The organism is Halioxenophilus aromaticivorans (assembly GCF_042850945.1).
Classification (GTDB): Bacteria; Pseudomonadota; Gammaproteobacteria; order Pseudomonadales; family Cellvibrionaceae; genus Halioxenophilus; species Halioxenophilus aromaticivorans.
Window position 1 is genome coordinate 3,221,921 of record NZ_AP031496.1, and the last position, 18,917, is coordinate 3,240,837.

Annotated in this window: 18 protein-coding genes; 2 read left to right on the forward strand and 16 right to left on the reverse strand. The window is 51.5% G+C overall.

The features are described 5' to 3' along the window. Window positions 1-2: 2 nt before the first annotated feature. Window positions 3-650: a 3-isopropylmalate dehydratase small subunit gene (gene leuD, locus ACGHM3_RS14040; RefSeq protein WP_345415273.1), complete on the reverse strand. Its 648-nt coding sequence runs from the start codon at window positions 648-650 to the stop codon at window positions 3-5. A gap of 9 nt (window positions 651-659) precedes the next feature. Continuing rightward, window positions 660-2,078 (reverse strand): 3-isopropylmalate dehydratase large subunit, encoded by a 1,419-nt coding sequence (gene leuC, locus ACGHM3_RS14045; protein ID WP_345415270.1) that lies wholly within the window; start codon window positions 2,076-2,078, stop codon window positions 660-662. 181 nt (window positions 2,079-2,259) lie between these two features. On the opposite strand from leuC, the gene ACGHM3_RS14050 reads away from it, so the two are divergent. Next, window positions 2,260-3,138, forward strand: a complete 879-nt coding sequence (locus tag ACGHM3_RS14050; RefSeq protein WP_345415263.1) for a LysR family transcriptional regulator — start codon at window positions 2,260-2,262, stop codon at window positions 3,136-3,138. Here the strand turns inward: ACGHM3_RS14050 and aroC are convergent. Beyond that, window positions 3,135-4,223, reverse strand: a complete 1,089-nt coding sequence (gene aroC / locus ACGHM3_RS14055; RefSeq protein WP_345415260.1) for a chorismate synthase — start codon at window positions 4,221-4,223, stop codon at window positions 3,135-3,137. The genes ACGHM3_RS14050 and aroC overlap by 4 nt on opposite strands. Window positions 4,224-4,260: 37 nt before the next feature. Further along, the gene (gene prmB, locus ACGHM3_RS14060; RefSeq protein ID WP_345415257.1) at window positions 4,261-5,184 is read right to left on the reverse strand and encodes a 50S ribosomal protein L3 N(5)-glutamine methyltransferase; all 924 of its coding nucleotides are present in this window, start codon (window positions 5,182-5,184) and stop codon (window positions 4,261-4,263) included. 237 nt (window positions 5,185-5,421) lie between these two features. Here prmB and folE point away from each other — a divergent pair, with 237 nt between their 5' ends. Next, window positions 5,422-5,967: a GTP cyclohydrolase I FolE gene (folE, locus tag ACGHM3_RS14065; protein WP_345415254.1), complete on the forward strand. Its 546-nt coding sequence runs from the start codon at window positions 5,422-5,424 to the stop codon at window positions 5,965-5,967. A gap of 102 nt (window positions 5,968-6,069) precedes the next feature. On the opposite strand, the gene ACGHM3_RS14070 is transcribed toward folE, so the two are convergent. From ACGHM3_RS14070 to rlmD, 12 genes are all read right to left on the reverse strand, one after another. Beyond that, the gene (locus ACGHM3_RS14070; protein WP_345415252.1) at window positions 6,070-6,951 is read right to left on the reverse strand and encodes a DUF4892 domain-containing protein; all 882 of its coding nucleotides are present in this window, start codon (window positions 6,949-6,951) and stop codon (window positions 6,070-6,072) included. Window positions 6,952-7,011: 60 nt separating this feature from the next. Next, window positions 7,012-7,860: an alpha/beta fold hydrolase gene (locus tag ACGHM3_RS14075; RefSeq protein ID WP_345415249.1), complete on the reverse strand. Its 849-nt coding sequence runs from the start codon at window positions 7,858-7,860 to the stop codon at window positions 7,012-7,014. Between the two features lie 109 nt (window positions 7,861-7,969). Beyond that, entirely contained in the window at window positions 7,970-8,161 is a 192-nt protein-coding gene (locus ACGHM3_RS14080) for a hypothetical protein (protein WP_345415246.1), read from the reverse strand. A gap of 26 nt (window positions 8,162-8,187) precedes the next feature. After that, window positions 8,188-9,195 carry a tryptophan--tRNA ligase gene (locus ACGHM3_RS14085; RefSeq protein ID WP_345415243.1) on the reverse strand — a complete coding sequence of 336 codons (1,008 nt, stop codon included), beginning with the start codon at window positions 9,193-9,195 and terminating at the stop codon, window positions 8,188-8,190. Between the two features lie 70 nt (window positions 9,196-9,265). Further along, complete coding sequence (locus ACGHM3_RS14090) at window positions 9,266-10,420, reverse strand: DUF3524 domain-containing protein (protein ID WP_345415240.1); 1,155 nt, start codon at window positions 10,418-10,420, stop codon at window positions 9,266-9,268. Window positions 10,421-10,448: 28 nt separating this feature from the next. Further along, complete coding sequence (locus ACGHM3_RS14095; RefSeq protein ID WP_345415237.1) at window positions 10,449-11,540, reverse strand: cyclic nucleotide-binding domain-containing protein; 1,092 nt, start codon at window positions 11,538-11,540, stop codon at window positions 10,449-10,451. A 152-nt stretch (window positions 11,541-11,692) separates the two neighbouring features. Continuing rightward, window positions 11,693-12,487 carry an undecaprenyl-diphosphate phosphatase gene (locus ACGHM3_RS14100; RefSeq protein WP_345415234.1) on the reverse strand — a complete coding sequence of 265 codons (795 nt, stop codon included), beginning with the start codon at window positions 12,485-12,487 and terminating at the stop codon, window positions 11,693-11,695. Between the two features lie 48 nt (window positions 12,488-12,535). Then, a complete protein-coding gene (gene tsaB, locus ACGHM3_RS14105; protein ID WP_345415231.1) occupies window positions 12,536-13,240 on the reverse strand; it encodes a tRNA (adenosine(37)-N6)-threonylcarbamoyltransferase complex dimerization subunit type 1 TsaB in 705 nt (234 codons plus the stop codon). Window positions 13,241-13,334: 94 nt separating this feature from the next. Then, entirely contained in the window at window positions 13,335-13,988 is a 654-nt protein-coding gene (adk, locus tag ACGHM3_RS14110; protein WP_345415228.1) for an adenylate kinase, read from the reverse strand. Window positions 13,989-14,202: 214 nt separating this feature from the next. Beyond that, the gene (gene mazG, locus ACGHM3_RS14115) at window positions 14,203-15,054 is read right to left on the reverse strand and encodes a nucleoside triphosphate pyrophosphohydrolase (RefSeq protein WP_345415225.1); all 852 of its coding nucleotides are present in this window, start codon (window positions 15,052-15,054) and stop codon (window positions 14,203-14,205) included. Between the two features lie 33 nt (window positions 15,055-15,087). Continuing rightward, window positions 15,088-17,340, reverse strand: a complete 2,253-nt coding sequence (gene relA / locus ACGHM3_RS14120; RefSeq protein ID WP_345415222.1) for a GTP diphosphokinase — start codon at window positions 17,338-17,340, stop codon at window positions 15,088-15,090. Window positions 17,341-17,569: 229 nt separating this feature from the next. Continuing rightward, window positions 17,570-18,907, reverse strand: coding sequence for a 23S rRNA (uracil(1939)-C(5))-methyltransferase RlmD (gene rlmD / locus ACGHM3_RS14125; protein WP_345415220.1), 1,338 nt, complete (start codon window positions 18,905-18,907; stop codon window positions 17,570-17,572). Window positions 18,908-18,917: the final 10 nt, after the last annotated feature.

The following is an 18,917-nucleotide window of genomic DNA, read 5'->3' on the forward strand; positions in this document are numbered from 1 at the left end:
TGTTATACCACGCTGCCGAAAATCCACGGCGTGTTGGCTTTGGCTTTTTCTTCGTAGGCTTTAATAGCATCAGCTTCTTGTAAGGTTAAACCGATGTCATCTAAACCGTTCAATAAGCAATGTTTACGGAAAGCGTCTATTTCAAATTCGAAACTACGGCCTGCGGGCGTAGTGACTGTTTGCTTGGCCAAATCTACGCTCAATTGATAACCTTCTTCGGCGTACATTTCTTGAAACAGCTGATCAACAATCTCGGCCGATAAAATAATGGGCAATAAGCCATTTTTAAACGAGTTATTAAAAAAGATATCGGCGTAGCTGGGTGCAATAATGCAACGAAATCCGTAGTCGTCTAAGGCCCAAGGTGCGTGCTCACGGCTGGAACCACAACCAAAGTTCTCTCGTGCCAGTAACACCTGGGCGCCCTGGTAACGAGCAAAATTCAGCGGAAACTCAGTGTTTAGCGGCCGGCCAGTGCAATCTTGGTCGGGTTGACCTTCATCTAGATAGCGCAGCTCGTCGAATAAATTTTTTCCAAAACCGGTTCGCTTAATGGATTTTAAGAAGTTTTTAGGAATGATCATGTCGGTGTCGACATTGGCTCGATCCATGGGTGCGACCAAGCCAGTAATTTGAGTAAAGCTTTTCATATCGGCTCCTTAAAAGTCTCGCACATCAACAAAATGGCCAGCAATGGCAGCGGCGGCAGCCATCGCAGGGCTAACCAGATGGGTGCGGCCTCCATAGCCCTGGCGGCCTTCGAAGTTTCGGTTGGAGGTTGAAGCACAGTGCTCCCCTGCTCCCAATTTATCGGCGTTCATGGCCAAACACATTGAGCAGCCGGGCTCACGCCACTCAAAACCTGCAGCAGTCAGTATTTTATCCAAACCCTCGGATTCCGCTTGTGCCTTTACTAAGCCAGAGCCGGGTACCACCAAAGCGCGTTTAACGCTACTGGCTACTTGTCTGCCGTTGGCAACTTCTGCAGCGGCGCGAATGTCCTCGATACGAGAGTTGGTGCAGGAGCCAATAAACACTTGATCCACTTGAATATCGGTGATCTTTTGGCCCGCAGTTAACCCCATATATTCCAGCGCGCGGTTAATACCGGCCTGTTTGGTTGCATCGGCTTCCTGAGCAGGGTCGGGTACGCATTGGTTAACCGGCAATACCATTTCCGGCGAAGTACCCCAGCTAACCTGTGGCAAAATGGCACTGCCGTCCAGCTCCACTATTTTGTCGAAGACGGCATCTTCATCGCTGACCAGTGAGCGCCAATAGTCTTCGGCTTGCTGCCACTGCGCGTCTTTGGGCGAGTAAGGCCGGCCTTTAACGTAAGTCAGGGTGGTGTCATCCACAGCCACCATACCGGCGCGCGCACCGGCTTCAATGGCCATGTTACAGACCGTCATCCGGCCTTCCATGGACATATCCAAGAACACTTGGCCGCCAAATTCTATGGCGTAGCCGGTACCACCAGCGGTGCCGATTTCACCGATGATGGCTAATATCACGTCTTTTGAAGTGACACCCTTACCCAGTGTGCCGTTTACCTTCACCAGCATGCTTTTCATTTTCTTGGCCACCAAGCACTGGGTAGCCATAACATGCTCTACCTCACTGGTGCCGATACCATGGGCCAAGGCACCCAAGGCGCCGTTGGTGGCGGTATGGGAATCACCACAAACGATGGTCATACCAGGTAAGCAAGCACCGCTTTCTGGGCCGATGACGTGAACAATGCCCTGCCGAGTATCGTTGATTTGGTATTCCACAATACCGAATTCATCGCAGTTCTCGTCCAAGGTTTGCACCTGTATACGAGAGACGTTATCTTCAATACCAGCCACGCCTTGGGCTCGCTCTTCACCGGTGGTGGGTACATTGTGATCTGGTGTGGCCAGGATGCTATCCACCCGCCAAGGCTTACGCCCTGCCAAGCGCAGGCCTTCAAACGCCTGTGGTGAAGTCACCTCATGCACAATGTGGCGATCGATATAAATTAACGAAGAGCCGTCGTCACGTTCTTGCACCAAGTGGGCATCCCACAATTTGTCGTATAGGGTTTTACCGCCCATTACCATCTCCCATCGTTGTCTAATTCACGGTAGTTGCAGTGTATGCAAAGCCATTCGATAAACCAAATTCATTATTTTCATGTTTTTGATAACCATCTGGAATACTGTTAATTTGCTATGACGGCCAACAACAAGTGATTAGGTTACATGACTGCACAGCCACCTATAACCGGATAGCCAAATGGACACAGATGCACTAAAGGCTTTTATCGCCATAGCCGAATTGGGGTCGTTTTCACGGGCGGCGGAGACGCTCTATTTAACCCAACCCGCCGTCAGCAAGCGCATAGCCTCGCTGGAGGACAAACTCGATCATACGCTGTTCGACCGCGCCGGGCGCAGCATAACGTTGACCGAAGCCGGCCGCGCGTTGTTACCCAGAGCCAAGGCTATCTTGGCCGCCACAGACGAAGCCGTGCAGGCCATTAATGACCTCTCGGGCCAGGTGAAGGGAGAGCTAAAATTGACCACCAGTCACCACTTGGGGCTCCACTACCTGCCGAAATATCTGCGTCACTACGGCGACCGTTACCCAGAGGTAAAACTGGCGCTGAACTTTAAAGACTCTGAAATCGCGTTGCAGCAAGTACTGGACGGTGAGGTGGAGCTGGCGGCGCTCACCTTGGCTACGCAAGCCGATGAACGCTTGGTGGAAGCTATGGTATGGGATGACCCCATGGCCTTCGTGGCCGCGGCGGACCACCCACTAAGCTCTATGGCAAGCCCAGGCATTAAGGACCTTGCACAGTACCCCGCCATAGTGCCCGAGGCCAATACCTTCACAACTCAACTACTGAGCGATGCTTTTACCGCAGCCGGTCTGACTCTGGAAACACGTATGGCCACCAACTATCTGGAAACCATCAAAACGCTGGTGTCTATTGGTTTGGGCTGGGGGGTGCTGCCAATCACCATGGTCGATGGCGGGTTCACCACCTTGCCGGTGTTAGATAAGCCCTTGGTGCGCCGACTGGGGATTATTCATCACCGGGATCGCAGCCTCAGCAATGCCAGCCAGGCTTTTTTGGACCTTTTGCTGGCAAGCCGAAGGGCTAACTAAGATTTGCTAACATCAGGAATGGCATGCTGAACCTCGGCGTTTTGGCCACGGTCGCGCATAAGATGATCCATCAGGGTGATTGCCAGCATAGCTTCGGCAATGGGCGTAGCACGAATGCCCACACAGGGGTCGTGGCGACCTTTGGTGACCACCTCAACGGGCTCACCCTGGGTGTTGATACTCTGGCCCGGAATGGACAAGCTGGAGGTCGGCTTAAGCGCCAAGTGCGCTACGATATCCTGGCCGGTGGAAATACCGCCCAAAATGCCGCCGGCATTGTTGGAGGTGAAGCCATCCGAAGTGATCTCGTCGCGATGCTCGGTGCCTAGCTGCTCCACGCTGTCAAACCCAGCACCAATTTCAATGCCCTTTACGGCGTTAATACTCATTAATGAGTGCGCAATTTCTGCGTCTAATCGGTCGAAAATCGGTTCACCTAGGCCAGGTTTAACACCGCTGGCCACCACGGTAATTTTGGCGCCAACAGAGTTACCTTTGAGGCTCTTCATATAGGCTTCCATGGCCGGAATTTTGTCGGCATCTGGGCAGAAAAACGGGTTTTCGTTGACGATATTCCAATCTACCTTTTCCACTTTAACCGGCCCTAGCTGGCTTAAGTATCCACGTACGGTAATGCCGTGAACTTGCTGCAGGTATTTTTTAGCAATGGCACCAGCGGCCACACGCATGGCGGTTTCTCGGGCGCTGGACCGGCCACCACCGCGATAGTCTCGCGTGCCGTATTTGTGGCTGTAGGTGTAGTCGGCGTGGGCAGGACGGAAAATATCCTTGATATTAGAATAATCTTTAGAGCGCTGATCGGTATTTTCAATCACCAAGCCAATGGCGGTACCGGTGGTTTTACCCTCAAAAACGCCGGATAAAATCTTCACCTGATCCGCTTCTTTACGCTGCGTAGTGAATTTCGATTGGCCTGGCTTGCGGCGATTTAAATCGGCCTGCAAATCGTCTTCGCTGAGCTCTAACCCTGGCGGACAACCGTCAACAATTGCGCCCAACGCCAAACCGTGGCTCTCACCAAAGGTGGTTACCGTAAACAATTTGCCAATGCTGTTACCTGACATATAACTCTCTCAAAACTAAGCGTACTACTACGCGCAACTAACTTTCTTCTAAATCTTCAATAACAACCAGCTCTGCTGCCGTCATGACAAAGACACCGTGGCCGCCACGTTCAAAATCCACCCAAGTAAACGCAATGTCGGAAAACGCCGCTTCCAGGGCAAACCAGCTATTGCCTACTTCACACACCAGAACGCCGTCATCACTTAGATAATCCTTTGCCTGCGCCAATAGCTTACGAGTGAAGTTAAGCCCATCATCGCCGGAGCCCAACGCCTGCTTCGGCTCGTATTGGTACTCCTTAGGCATAGTGGATAAGTCTTCGGCGTCCACGTAGGGCGGATTGCAGATAATTAGGTCGTAAACCTGGCCTTCAAGTGCTGCAAACATGTCTGACTCAATGGCTTGTACACGTCCTTCTAGGCCGTGGTAATCAATATTTTGCCAAGCGACGTCCACCGCCTCCGGGCTGATGTCGCTGAGATCCACGATGGCATCGGGAAAACGCAGCGCGGTAGCGATGCCTATGCAGCCACTTCCCGTGCACATGTCCAACACTCTTTGTGGCGGCTGGGTCAGCCAGGGAGTGAAGTCTTTTTCGATCAGTTCGCCGATGGGCGAGCGCGGAATGAGGACGTTTTCGTTAACAATAAACGGCCACCCGGCGAACCAGGTTTTACCCAGCAAATAAGCCGCTGGGATACGCTCGCGTATGCGAATCTCAAACAAACTAACCAGTTGTTCTCGTTCAGTTACGGTAAGCTTGGCATCCAGCACTTGGTCTATGAGTGACCAAGGTATGTCCAACGCTTCCAACACCAGAAAACACGCTTCATCCCAAGCGTTGTCAGTACCGTGGCCAAAATACACCCCGGCACCGGACATCTTAGTAGCGCCAAAACGCACATAGTCGCGAATTGTCGCCAGTGGCGTAGTATCTCTTAGCCATTCATCAACAGCCATGTTTCAGTTTCCCGGTTAGAATAGGGGCGCTATTGTACCGGTAATAGATAGATAACATCCACATTCCGAAATGAATCGTATAGGCCGATGGGCGACAGCAACACGCTCCTCATGTATCATCACCGCTGTCCAATAACAGGCTAACGGTAACCCGTTCGTCAATGAGGTGCTCCACCGCGCACCGGCACTTGCACACGAAGGCAAAGCCAGTAATAAATTTTAAAGCAGGAACCAATCATGAAAGAGCAATTCGCTGCCATCATCGAAGCAATGGGCGAAGATCTATCGCGACCGGGTTTGGTCGATACCCCCAAAAGAGCTGCCAAGGCGTTTGAATACCTAACCCAGGGCTATCACCAAACATTGGATGAGGTCATCAACAACGCCCTATTTCCGTCTGATTCAAACGAGATGATCGTGGTGCAAAACATTGAGCTCTACTCAATGTGCGAGCACCATATGCTGCCTTTTATAGGCCGTGCTCATGTGGCTTACATTCCCACAGGCAAAGTATTGGGTTTATCTAAAGTGGCTCGTATCGTGGATATGTTTGCCCGCCGACTACAAATCCAAGAGCAGCTCACCACACAAGTGGCCAAAACCATCGAACAGGTCACCGATGCTGCTGGGGTAGGCGTGGTAATTGAAGCCAAGCATATGTGCATGATGATGCGCGGTGTAGAGAAGCAAAATTCTGTGATGAAGACTTCTGCCATGCTGGGTGATTTCAGGGACAACCAAGCCACCAGAGCTGAGTTTTTGTCTCTGCTAGCTTCGAAGTAGTTCGGTCGTTATTAGCAATCCGCACTCACTTGCGGCTGCTGCTACTGCGCTTAACGGTCACCATTACTCCACCCAAGCTACTGAAACCAATTTAGCCTGCCGTCAACGATAACTCAGTAGCCAAACATCAATTTGCTGGCGCCGAATAGGCGCCAAGCTGCCAATACCCTCAACCCGTATCCGCCCCGCCTTGCTTTGCGCTTCTATCTGCTGCGCGAGGGCAATACCGATTGCTTTGGAGTTGGCGAGATTATTATCCAATCCAGTGTTGCGGTAGTCGGTGACCACTAGGGCCAACTTGGTGGTGGGCTCGGTTTTCAATAGCCGCTGCACCAGTGCTAGATAATCTTCCTGTACACGCCACTGCCCTTCGCTCAATAATATTGGCAGCTCAAATCTCTGCCCCTCGTCTAGTAGGGTTTTTAGCGTGTCGATACTGGGTGTCTGGTTCACCCGGTTAACAGCGTTAAATTGGTCGAACAATAAATAGCTGCGTTGATTACCGCGCGTTACTGCATAGAGCACAACCACGGTATCACCCTGCTCGCCTTTAATTTGGTAACTGGCAAAGCGTTGAAACTGATCTAAGCCGTAAAGTCGGCGATCTGAGAAGTATTCATTGGCCCAGCTGGAACTGCTGCCGCAACGATGTCCGCTGCAGGCAAACAAGGGTGTGGCCCCTGCCAACTGCAACTGCTGATGGTAACTTTGCATAGCGAGCTGAAGATCGGTATTTCTAGGCAGTTCATATACCGCGCGCATACCATTACCGGTGAGAGTTTGCTCGTCCGGAGCTCGCCACTGACCATTAACGTTACGCAGGGTTGTCAGTGCCAAACGGTAAACATCATCCAGCGGGCTTTGCTCCAACCGCCTAGCTCCTTCGGGATCATTCAATTCCAGTGCGCTAACGGAACCCACCGGCAAAAATGCCAAGCATGCACCTAATACTGCCGGCTTTAAGTAAGCCCAGGATAATTTCATTCGTTTTGACCGATCTTAGTGTGACCCAATATATTCGTTAGCGTGCTGGGCCATGGATGACTAATCCGCCCAAAACGCTGCTATACCTTGGGCAATGTCCGCTTCTTGCCCTTCCATATGAAAATGGTGGCTGCCTGGCAGCTGTAGCGTGTTAATTTTAGGCCAATCGTCCAGCTGTGGCGCGAGCTCCGGCATTTTAACTAACACACCATCTTCGGCGAGTACTAATAAAATGTTTGCGCTGATACGCCCTACAAATGCTTCGATTTGCTCTTGGGACAGTTTTACCGCCGAAGGAAGCTGCAATTTAGGGTCAGCACACCAGATATAACCGCCCTGATCAGCCACTACACCGCGTTCTGCAAAAGCCTCTGCAGAGCTTTGTAGGATGGGCCACGCCGAATTCATTCTGGCGTGGATGGCTTTGTCACGTGTGGGGTAAACCGTAGCGCGTTTGCGATTGCTGCTGAGCATGATTTTAACGCTGCGCGCCAATTGCTGAGGTGCATTTTCCAGAGGCTCCGGCTGGGGCCAAATTCCATCCAGAAGTACCAAGCTCTGCACCCGCTCAGGCCAGGAGCCCGCCGCCAATGCTGCAATCATGGCACCACGAGAATGGCCGATCAGTGAAAACGCCTCCCATCCCATGGCATTGGCCACCGCAAAGATCTCTACCACGTCCTCCCAAATATTGTAGGGAGCCATGTTGTTGCGACGACCGCTCAGACCATGGCCGGCCAAATCCAAGGCAACGATTTCGGCGTTAAGTTTTGGCGCCAGCTGATTGAAACTGGCGCAGTTGTCCAACCAGCCGTGCAAAGCAATTACCTTACGCTGGTTGCCTTGGCCCCAGATTCTGGCAGACAACTGTAAGTGCTCAAGTTCGAATTGGTGCTCAACGTAAGCCAATGTTTGATACCTCTAAATAAACTAACGGGCGCTAATCAACCAAATCGTTAACCAAACAAACCCTTAACCCACCAAACCCTTAACCCACCAAACCAAAGTGGCTGGCAATCTATTGTTGTTTTTTTAACGGCGCGAACAACATATAGAAGACCCAGGCAAACCAGGACACGAATATCACCAGTAAAATCCAAGCGATTTTCTCACTGCCCGAGGTCTTACTGGACAGAGCAATGATCGCCAAAGGGATTAACCAAATCACGGCGATGATTGGAAAAAACAATATTTGCAGTAAAGTATCCATAGCGTAAGGCTCGGGTGTATTTCTTGTTAGCCTAAGGGGCGAATACCCACTGCGGCACGCAATTGTGTGATGAACTGTTTAGAAGAAGCGCGCGCTTTTTCGGCACCCGCCTGTAATACGGCCTCTACCTCTGCCGGCTTGGCCAGCAATTGCTCATAACGGTCACGACCTTCAGCAAGCTCGGCGTCAATTAAAGCAAACAATTGTTTTTTAGCTTCGCCCCACGCTATACCGTCCGCGAAGCTTTGACGCATCTCGTTCACCTGATCCGGCGTAGCAAAAGCCTGCCAGATTTGGAACACGGTTGAGGTGTCTGGATCTTTTGGCTCGCCGGGCTCAAGCAGATTGGTTTTAATTTTATTGATGTGTTTTTGCAGTTTCTTTTGCGGCAAAAATAAAGGGATAGTGTTACCGTAACTTTTGCTCATTTTACGGCCATCTAAACCCTGCAAAACAGCCACGTTATCGTCCACCGTCGCCTCGGGCAGAACAAAACGCTCGCCATAATGGTGATTAAATCGACCGGCAATATCCCGAGCCATTTCTACGTGTTGAATTTGATCCCTGCCCACCGGTACTTTGTGCGCATTGAACATTAAGATATCCGCCGCCATTAATATCGGGTAGCTGAACAACCCCATGTTAACGCCAAAGTCGGCGTCCTCCTGGTTTGCAAGATTATCGTCTACGGCTGCTTTATAGGCGTGGGCGCGGTTCATCAACCCCTTTGCCGTCATACAGGTGAGTAACCAAGCAAGCTCTGGGATCTCAGGTACATCTGACTGGCGGTAAAATACAACTTTCTCTGGGTCAAGGCCGCAAGCCAACCAAGTAGCGGCGATCTGCAAAGTAGACTCGTGCACACGCTCGGGCTCGGTACATTTAATGAGCGCATGGTAATCTGCTAAAAAGAAAAAGGACTCGGTGCTGTCATCAACGCTGGCGCGGATTGCCGGGCGAATAGCCCCGACGTAGTTACCGAGATGCGGCGTGCCAGTGGTGGTGATGCCGGTTAAAAAACGCGTTTTACTCATAAACCTGGAAACCCAATGGTGATAGTCGGCTAAGACAAAGGCTGTCTGGCGACATAATAACGGGTTTACACTAGATTATTAACCGGTGGTGGTACTGTGGGCCCAAATGGCTCCAGCCAAGACCGCTCAATTGCTCCAACAAGGCTGCCTGGTCATCAACCAGTGCGCCTCTGGCTAATCGCGCCGAGTCTGTGGTTGCCCCATTGGCGGTTTTTAACTCCAGAATCCGCTGGATAAGCGCATCCACCTCTATTTGCGGGTCTTTATCGTCACAGCCATGACACCTGCGCTCTCCAAACCATTCCGGATAAGCAAGCCTTCTGGGCACCGCTGGAATACACCCAGCCATCACTGCCTCCAACAATGCCAAACCCTGAAAGTCGTGCCTGGCAGTGGACAACACCATATGGCTCTGGGACAAAAGCTTCAGGTAACTCTCCCTACTCTCTACATAGCCCCACGCCCCCAACGCTTGGTGCTCGACCAGCAACAGCTCTATCTGTTCGAATTCTTTCGGCACGCGTCTAAATTGCTGGCCAATAACATGAAACCTAAGGGAATTATCAAGCAGATGGCGCTGAGCCAAGGTTGAGACCAAACGCAGTAAGATATCTGGCCCTTTGTCCCATTCCCACCGATGATTCCAGACAATCTCCAGAACCTTAGACCCCGCCGCACTTTGGCAACGGGTTCGCCCTTGGCTATCGTCCAATGGCACGGGCAATACGTGGCTCTTATTTTGAATGCTATCCATTAAACCCACTGGCACCGCGTCGGGCATTTTTTTTAACAACCTACGGCCACCGGTTAAAAAGGTGTCCATATTGTAACGCGAGTTGAACAGCACACGGTCTGCAACTAATGCGCTGTACAGTGACGTCAATTGAATTTCCACTAACCCCTGCTGGAGCAGCGACGCTGGGTAAGCAAATTGATTTTCGTGAAAGTAGACAACGGTGGGTACCTTAGCCAAGTGGGGCCGAAAGCCTCGCAGTGCGGTTAAATCCACCATGGAGGTGGCAAGGATAAGATCGTAATCGGCTTCCAGCTCAGGGTAGTTGCCCAGCCCCCAAGTTAAGCTGTTGCCTCGCATGCGCCAGCTAAAATGGCGGGCCGGCAACGTCATTACAGTCCATTGCCATTGCGTAAAATACTGCGCAAGCCCCCGGCACCATTGGTTATGGCTGTGAGCGTGATAGGCAGATAGCAACAGTACTCGTTTCAACGCTGGTCCTAAGAATCGGCCGCACCCGTTACTGCGGGTATCCTCGATTGGAATTATTAAGTATGACCGCACTCAGGCCCGACTGAACCATCAGCTGAACCGCGACTTTGCTTCTGCTGCCGCCATCATCGGTAATGACATAGGTTAACCCAGGATCCAACGCCTTTAGCTGGGAGCGTAATTTTCTCAACGCAATATTCTTGCTACCACGCACGCTGAAGTGTCGGTGTTCCACCGGCAAACGAACGTCTAAAATTTCTAACTGCGGCTCAAAATCAGGCAACTGCTCTAATTCTACATAGCGAAATAACGGTTCTTGCAGCAAAGTGATAAAATCGCCTTTGCTCAAACGCATGGCAACGCCCTTGGTAGTCATTAGCACGGTAGCGTTGCGGGTGGTGTCGCCCACCAAAGCTTCTTCGCCAAAATAGTCGCCGGTTTCTAATGGCACAATATCCCCTGTTGCAGGAATCACTTTGGCGCTACCCGATGCCAACACGTAAAAATAATCACCTTCCTGACCTTCTTCGACGATGGTTTCTCCTGCCTCCAGTGAGACTGATTCAAACCGGGTAAACAATTTTTGAATATTAGCCGCTGGCACCGAATTAAATAATGGTGAATCCAGCAAGCGAGACATCCAGTCTTGCTGTTCTACGGCCGCCTGCGACTGGGACTGCTCTATGGTGTAGGCGTCTAAATAATTGATCTCTTCCGTCACCATTGAACCGCCAACCAAGTTACCGCTAACGGAGACTTCCAGTTCAGGGCTCGACTCACTGGCTGCCATTATTAAGTCTAGCTGTCGACGCTCCACGGCCAGTACGGTTACGTTACTGGCCGCAACGGCGGACGCTTTACTCGGATTTAATTCGTTTAACGCAAATTGGCTGGCCGCATCCTGCGCCGACAATGACGCCGATTCAAAGCTAGCGTCGACTAGGCTGATGTCGCCATCGACAAGGTAATACAAATTTGGCAGGGATTTACCGCGTTGAAAGACGATTTTGCCTTTGGCAACACTGTGCAGCTCGCTGGCATTGGCGATACGCTCTATGTATTCCGGGGCCAGCTCAGAAAAAGGATGGAATTTGAATAGTGTGCTTTTTTCTACAGACATAAACCCGGGCCTCCCTCAGCCAATCTTCCACCTGCAACGCTAAAGTTTATACTCTGGCGCCACAACCGGTGGGTAAATTAGCTTAAAAGGCCCTCTGTTTAACGCTGAATTTTCAATTTTGCGACCCAGTTAAAATTGAATATTCGTATTCATCAAAGAAACATGAATAGTAAAAAAGCACCTAATATTAGCCGGTAAACAACAAACGGCAACATGCCAATTCGCTCAATAAAGGCTAAAAAGAAGTGAATACACAAGAAAGCGCTGATCGCTGAAAACAAGGTTCCCCACGCGATATCCGCCCAGGCGATACTCGGTTCTTGGATCAGCTCCAGGGTTTTAAAGCCGGCGCCCAGTACAATAATGGGGATAGACATAAAAAACGAGAAACGCGCCGAATCAACCCGGGTAAAACCTAGCAACAGTGCTGCAGTAATCGTGATACCGGAACGGGAAGTACCAGGGATTAACGCCAACGCCTGAGCGCAACCAATCACCAATGCCGCGGCAATGCCCATTTGGTACATTTCCTTGGTTAGGGCTTGTTTGCGATCGGCTATGTAGAGCGCTATGCCAAACACAATGGTGGTAACGGCAATGACTAAACCGGAGCGCAGCTCTCGCTCGATGAAATCGTTGGCTAACAAACCGACGATGCCGGCGGGAATGGTGGCCAGAATGATCATCCAAGCTAGATGGCTTTCGTGGGTCGGCCCCTGGGAACCAAATTGTTTAAACCACGCGCCGGTCATGCCAACCACTTCGCGGCGGAAATAACCAACCACAGCGATTAACGAACCAAAATGCACAGCGACATCAAACGCCAGCCCCTGATCGGGCCAGCCGAGCACTTCTGTTGGTAGAATTAAGTGAGCCGAACTTGAGATAGGCAAAAATTCGGTAATCCCTTGAATTAATGCCAACAACAAAATTTGTACAAAATCCATTCAATTATTCCCTACGTTTTACCTCAAAAGGTAAAAACCGTTTACTCCCTACACGCTGGCATCGCGCCGGCGTATCGACTCTCTCTTTTTCCAGGTTATTTCGTTTCTCAAATAAACCGGAGTGGCATCTTCCACCGCCACAGTACCACCGCGCTCAAAAGCCTGCTGCGCCACCGCGTCGATATCCGCCGCGGTGATGGCCAAGCCAGACACTTCTGCGACACTTCGTCCACTTAACTCAGGCACCGCCCAGCCAGACCCAACCGCAACGGTATTGTCATCAAACCAAGCATCGTCGATGCAGCCAACAGGTAACACCTGCTCTGTACCGACGAGCTCTGGCAGACCGGGCCCAACGCGGTAGCGAGCGATGTATACCTCGTCCATACGGGCATCGAATGCAGCTAGCACATCTTGCCCTTGCACCGCGTGGCCTTGGTTAACGGCCGCAACCGCCAGAGCCTGCAAAGTAGATACAGGTATCACTGGAGTATTTTGCCCAAAGGCTAAGCCCTGAACCACACTCATGCAAATGCGAATGCCAGTAAAGGAACCCGGCCCGCGGCTGAACGCAATGGCGTCAACACTGGGCAAACCAATGCTGGCCTCTTGAAGAAGCTCATCGACCATAGGCAGTAACAGTTGCGCGTGCTGGCGTGGCTGTTTGTGAAGCTTTAGCTGTGTATCTCCGTACACAGTTAAACTGGCACTACAGAACTCAGCCGAGGACTCCAATGAAAGCAGTATTGCCATGAACGCTCGTATTTTGGCAGGTGGACAACGCAAAAAGCGCCCTTAACGGGCGCTCTTTATAATACGATGGCTGCGAGTAAAGCTACAAATGGATTTACTTAAGAACTGTAAATACCTTGGCTTTAATCTCGCTAACATCGCCGACGCCAGGAATTTTAGTGAACGCCGGTGCTGGTGCATCGCCTTGGGACGGGAGGTTACTATAAAAGTCCACCAGAGGCTCGGTTTGATCGTGGTAAACTTGCAATCTTTTACGAACCGTTTCTTCGGTGTCGTCTTCGCGTTGAATCAACGCTTCACCGGTTTCGTCATCTAAGCCTTCTTGCTTAGGCGGATTGTACTTAACATGGTAAACACGGCCAGAGGCCTCGTGCACACGGCGGCCACTCAAACGAGCAACGATTTCTTCGTCGTCGACAGCAATTTCCATTACGTGATCGATGACGACGCCTGCGTCTAATAATGCTTCCGCTTGTGGGATTGTGCGTGGAAAACCGTCGAACAAAAAGCCGTTGGCACAATCATCTTGCGCGATACGCTCTTTTACCAGGCCGATGATAATTTCATCAGAGACCAAGCCACCGGAGGCCATGATATCTTTCACTTGAAGACCTAACGGTGTTTCATTTTTGACCGCCGCACGCAACATATCGCCGGTGGAAATTTGGGGAATGGAAAACTCATCCATGATTAACTGAGCTTGAGTGCCTTTGCCGGCACCGGGCGCTCCCAGTAGAATGATCCGCATACAAATGCTCCTATTATCTTAAACGCAAAACCTTTTCCTGGCTGGCTCTGTACATCACATAGACCACTTGTGATAGACCACTGCTATGGCGCGTACCATACACGCGTGATGACTAGATCACAAGCAAGGTGCTTGCTGCACTGCCGCATCGCTAGCGAGGCTCAATTGACAGCGATTGTCCAGTAAATTTTTTTCAATTGCCATTGCACCTTAGTCACAACGGACCTGACTTTTCGAAGGATTTGGCTTGCTGCCAAAGCGCCTCGAGTTGGTCTTCATCACCCTCGCCGATCGCTTGCCCACGCTCGGCCAAGGTCGATTCAATAAATCGAACCCGTGACTCAAATTTACGACTGCTGGCGCGCAAACAAGTCTCGGCATCCATTTTTAAAAAACGGGCTATGTTAACTGCCATAAACAGTACATCGCCCAACTCCGCTGCTACATCTGGGCAGTCCTTTGGGTCTAATCCAGCTGCGCTGGCGACGAGCAACGCTTCATTTAACTCTAAGCGCTCTTCGTCCAATTTGGCCAGCATTGGCTCAATGGCCTGCCAATCCCATCCGGTCTTTGCCAAACGGTGCTGCAATTTTTGCGCCCTAGTTAACGCTGGCAAGCCCGTTGGCACATCATCGAGAATACTTCGGAGGCCTTTCTCGTCGCGTTCTTGGGCTTTGATTTGCTCCCAGGTCTGAGAAACTTGCGCTGTTTTTGTCTCTGTGTTCACTTGAACCCGAGCGCCCTGGCCGCACAGAGTTCCATCGGTAAAGACGTGCGGGTGCCTGCGAATCAGCTTGGCGACTAAGGTATCGACCACCTGATCAAAATCGAAGCGACCGTCCTCTTTGCCCAGTTGACTGTAAAAGATCACTTGAAATAGGAGATCGCCCAGCTCCTCAGGAAGATGCTTTAAATCCTCGCGCTCAATGGCATCAGCAACCTCGTAGGCTTCTTCAATGGTTGAGGCGACGATGGTTGCGTAGCTCTGCTCTAAATCCCACGGGCAGCCGCATTCGGGATCGCGCAGCCGACTCATCAAATACTTAAGATCATCAACGGTATACAAGTGTTATCTAACCTATTTTGTTACACGGCAAATCTATTGCGCCGGGTTGTGCCCCTGCTTTCGCCGAGCAGACGCAATATTTGGTAGCTGGTTTAGCCGAGCCAGAATACGACTGAGCTCTTCAAAGCCGGATATTTCAATGGTGATCTGCATGTCCACCGTATTAAGTCGTTTGTCAGAAAGCGTCTGTAAGGCACTGATATTTATACGATCTTTATCCAGCATGGTGGTGATATCACGCAGCAGCCCGTGGCGGTCGAAGGCCTCTACCAAAATATCCACGGAGTAAGACTGCTGTGGCGCCTGCCCCCAATCGACTTTGATCATTCGCTCGGGCTCATCTTCGGACAAGTGCATTACATTCTGGCAATCCTGCCGATGCACACTGACGCCCCGCCCCTGGGTGATGTAACCCAAAATGGCATCACCTGGCACCGGATGACAACACTTGGCGATTGAGGTCATTAGGTTACCAACACCGTCAATGTAAATATCGGCACCAACGTCGGTACTGGCCTTGGAGGTGAGCGACACCACCGGTTGACTTTCATAGGAGCCCAGCAAACGCTGCGCGGCATTAAGCACCTGGTGTACGCCCAGGTCACTGGCACCGACAGCGGCGTAGAGGTCATCCAAGCTATTGAGATTCATAGTTTTGGCCAGCTTGTCAAAATCCAAATCGGCTAATGCCAAACGACGAAACTCGCGGTCCAGCATTGCTCGGCCATCAGCGATATTTTGCTCACGGGCCTGCATTTTGAACCACTGTTGAACTTTCGCCCTGGCTCTTGAGGTGCGTAAATAGCCTAGCGCCGGCGACAGCCAATCACGGCTTGGCGACTCTCGCTTTCCTTTAAGAATTTCTACTTGGTCAGAGGTTTTTAATCGATGGTTAAGCGGGACTATGCGACCATTGACTTTCGCCCCTCGGCAACAGTGGCCGATATCCGTATGCACCTGGTAGGCGAAATCCAGGGGTGTTGCACCCTGGGGCAGATCGACGATGTGCCCATCCGGTGTAAACACGTAGATGCGGTCCTGCTCTATGCCGTGGCTGAGATGGTCCTCCAGCGGATTACCACCACCGACTTCATCATGCCAGTCCAATACTTGCCTCAGCCAGGCAATCTTTTGCTCGTAGCTGTCTTCCTGTGGGTCACCGTCGGTGCCCTTGTACAACCAATGTGCACAAACACCAAACTCTGCCTCTTGGTGCATCGCCTCTGAGCGAATTTGAACCTCTAGAATTTTCTGTTGCGGGCCGATCACGGCGGTGTGCAAAGAGCGGTAACCGTTCTCCTTGGGTGAGGCGATGTAGTCGTCGAATTCGTTGGGAATATTGCGCCACAGTGAGTGCACAATGCCTAGTGCAGCGTAGCAATCTCGCACGGTGGGTACTAAAACCCGCACGGCTCGGATGTCGTACACCTGGGAAAAGCCAATTGCTTTGCGCTGCATTTTGCGCCAAATACTGTAAATATGCTTAGCTCGCCCCATGATGGTGGCGTCGATGTTGGCGTCGCTCAGTTCTTTATCCAGTGTGGTTACTACACTGTCGATGTAGTCCTGGCGATCCAGACGACGCTCATCCAACAGTTTGGCAATACGCTTGTATTCTTCTGGGTGCAGGTAGCGAAACGCTAGGTCCTCCAACTCCCACTTGATATGCCCAATACCCAAGCGGTGCGCCAGCGGTGCATAGACCTCGGACACTTCCTTAGCAACGCGGACTCGCTTTTCATTGGAGGCATCTTTCAGGGCACGGATGGCAAAGGTACGTTCGGCTAACTTGATCAGGGCCACGCGGACGTCATCCACCATGGCCACAAGCATTTTGCGAACCTTTTCGGTTTGCTCTTCGGACTCTCGGCCAAACACCGAGGTGGCAGTGTCATTGCGCATGCCGGTAATTGCCGCCATGCCCATAACGCCACGCACAAGCTTAACGCAGGTCTCACCGAAGGTCTTTTCTAGATCATCGACATTGAGCTTAAGCTCACGCACCGCGCGATACAACATCGCGGCAACCAGGGTTTCCGAGTCCAGCTTTAGATCGGCGAGTATTTCAACCATTTCAACACCAGCTTCCAAGCTGGTATGGCTTAACTCCCAAGGATTATCGGCAGGCGCGTTGCGGTCTGCTTTTTGAACCGCCTGGGTGGCTTTTAACAGTTCTACCCTGCCTGGTTCATCCACTTGCGTTAGAGCACAGATGTGTTCGATCCACGCTGGGACATCGAGATCGCCAGAGGCACTTACTGGGATATCTGCTCGAACCTTAACCATGATTTCCTTCTTGTGGGTTGCTCCAATTTTTATTATGGCGTAGCACCAGCTAATTCAGCCGCGCAAACAACGCTATGTGGCACCTGCTCGAACGGTTGCACTAGGTTAGCATTTTCTGCTCGGCGAAATACGATGGTTAATACCAAAGTTTGACACCTTGAGCCTCCCCTCTATCGCAAAAAAGCACCACATAAGGGCGGCGAGAAATAATCGCCCCATTATTGGCCGCTCAAAGGCAAAAAAGTGCCATTGTTTCCACATGTTTTGTTTGCGGAAACATATCCATCACACACAGTTTGGATAAACGATAACCAGAAGCAGCTAATGTTTGCGCATCACGTACTAAAGTTGCTGGGTTGCATGACACATACAACAGCAACGGAACGCGTGCACTGATCAGTGCTGGTAGCACTTCGGCGGCTCCCGCACGTGGCGGATCTAACAGTACGGCGTCAATTTGGCCAGACACAGCGGCCGCCAAACTATCGGCGCCGCGGCTCAAGTCTGCGCCGACAAACAAGGCATTTTCTATACCATTGTGTTGGGCATTTCGCCGCGCCGTGTGCACCATGCTTTCATATAATTCCACGCCAACCACAGACTGGGCAATCTGTGCTAGGGGCAAGCTAAAATTGCCAACGCCACAATAAAGATCAACCACATGTTGTAGTTTCCCGCTTTGCTTGCCCGCGGCAGCAAGCCAAGCCATGGCTCTGGTCACCATTTGCTGGTTCACAGTGCGATTGACCTGGGTAAAGGCCTCAGGCCCAAATTCCAGCGTTAGACCCAAATCCGGTAGCGAGTAGTGGTAGGTCGATGAATCGCCATGTCGCAGCTTGGCCGGCTGCTGATCTACCTTAAGCCACAAATCAGCACCATTACGCTGGCACAGAGACTCCAAGCCGCAGAGCTCGGCAGCCTCCAGCGGCTCGGCAGTTCTCAATAAAACCGCCACTCGCCTTTCATCTTGCAACAACTCTATATGGCCCAATCGGCGGCTGCGCGGTACCTGAACTAGCCAGGCCTGCAACTCGGGGATGAGCGCCTGCAGCCCCTCGGCAAGCACCGGGCAGCCATCGATAGCAACCAATTGATGGCTGGACTTGGCGCGGTAGCCCAGGCGCCAACCACCGGATTGATGCCGCAAAGACAGTCTGGCTGTTGAGCGATAGGCAAAGGGTTGGGATTCCAGGGCGGGCTCAATGGTATCTGGCGTTAGCCCGGCCTGTTTGTGTAACGCAGACAGTACATTCTGCTGCTTTAAGGCAGTCTGCTGTTGTTGATTCAGCGACATAATCGAGCAACCGCCGCACTGATCAAAATGACGGCACTGTGCGGTTCGACGGTGCCGGCTAGGCGTTTCTACGTTGATCAGCTGCCCGCGATAACTGCCCTTAACCGTGCCGGTGAACTTCACCCGTACGGTGTCGCCGGGATAGCACTGCGGCACAAACACTGTTTTACCGTTGAAGTGTCCAATCCCCTCACACTCACTGCTTAGCGAATGAATCGCCACCTTGGCTGGGGACGGCAGCTGCTTCTTCGTCGGTTTAAAAACACGCGCCATTAAAAAGGGA

What these genes read in the sequence shown, in the direction of transcription:
- rlmD (WP_345415220.1), bottom strand. Translation starts at nt 18,907, where the DNA reads ATGGCGCGTGTTTTTAAACCGACGAAGAAGCAGCTGCCGTCCCCAGCC.
- ACGHM3_RS14100 (WP_345415234.1), bottom strand. Translation starts at nt 12,487, where the DNA reads ATGGATTTTGTACAAATTTTGTTGTTGGCATTAATTCAAGGGATTACC.
- leuD (WP_345415273.1), bottom strand. Translation starts at nt 650, where the DNA reads ATGAAAAGCTTTACTCAAATTACTGGCTTGGTCGCACCCATGGATCGA.
- ACGHM3_RS14095 (WP_345415237.1), bottom strand. Translation starts at nt 11,540, where the DNA reads ATGTCTGTAGAAAAAAGCACACTATTCAAATTCCATCCTTTTTCTGAG.
- relA (WP_345415222.1), bottom strand. Translation starts at nt 17,340, where the DNA reads ATGGTTAAGGTTCGAGCAGATATCCCAGTAAGTGCCTCTGGCGATCTC.
- leuC (WP_345415270.1), bottom strand. Translation starts at nt 2,078, where the DNA reads ATGGGCGGTAAAACCCTATACGACAAATTGTGGGATGCCCACTTGGTG.
- tsaB (WP_345415231.1), bottom strand. Translation starts at nt 13,240, where the DNA reads ATGGCAATACTGCTTTCATTGGAGTCCTCGGCTGAGTTCTGTAGTGCC.
- adk (WP_345415228.1), bottom strand. Translation starts at nt 13,988, where the DNA reads ATGCGGATCATTCTACTGGGAGCGCCCGGTGCCGGCAAAGGCACTCAA.
- ACGHM3_RS14070 (WP_345415252.1), bottom strand. Translation starts at nt 6,951, where the DNA reads ATGAAATTATCCTGGGCTTACTTAAAGCCGGCAGTATTAGGTGCATGC.
- aroC (WP_345415260.1), bottom strand. Translation starts at nt 4,223, where the DNA reads ATGTCAGGTAACAGCATTGGCAAATTGTTTACGGTAACCACCTTTGGT.
- prmB (WP_345415257.1), bottom strand. Translation starts at nt 5,184, where the DNA reads ATGGCTGTTGATGAATGGCTAAGAGATACTACGCCACTGGCGACAATT.
- ACGHM3_RS14085 (WP_345415243.1), bottom strand. Translation starts at nt 9,195, where the DNA reads ATGAGTAAAACGCGTTTTTTAACCGGCATCACCACCACTGGCACGCCG.
- ACGHM3_RS14080 (WP_345415246.1), bottom strand. Translation starts at nt 8,161, where the DNA reads ATGGATACTTTACTGCAAATATTGTTTTTTCCAATCATCGCCGTGATT.
- ACGHM3_RS14050 (WP_345415263.1), top strand. Translation starts at nt 2,260, where the DNA reads ATGGACACAGATGCACTAAAGGCTTTTATCGCCATAGCCGAATTGGGG.
- folE (WP_345415254.1), top strand. Translation starts at nt 5,422, where the DNA reads ATGAAAGAGCAATTCGCTGCCATCATCGAAGCAATGGGCGAAGATCTA.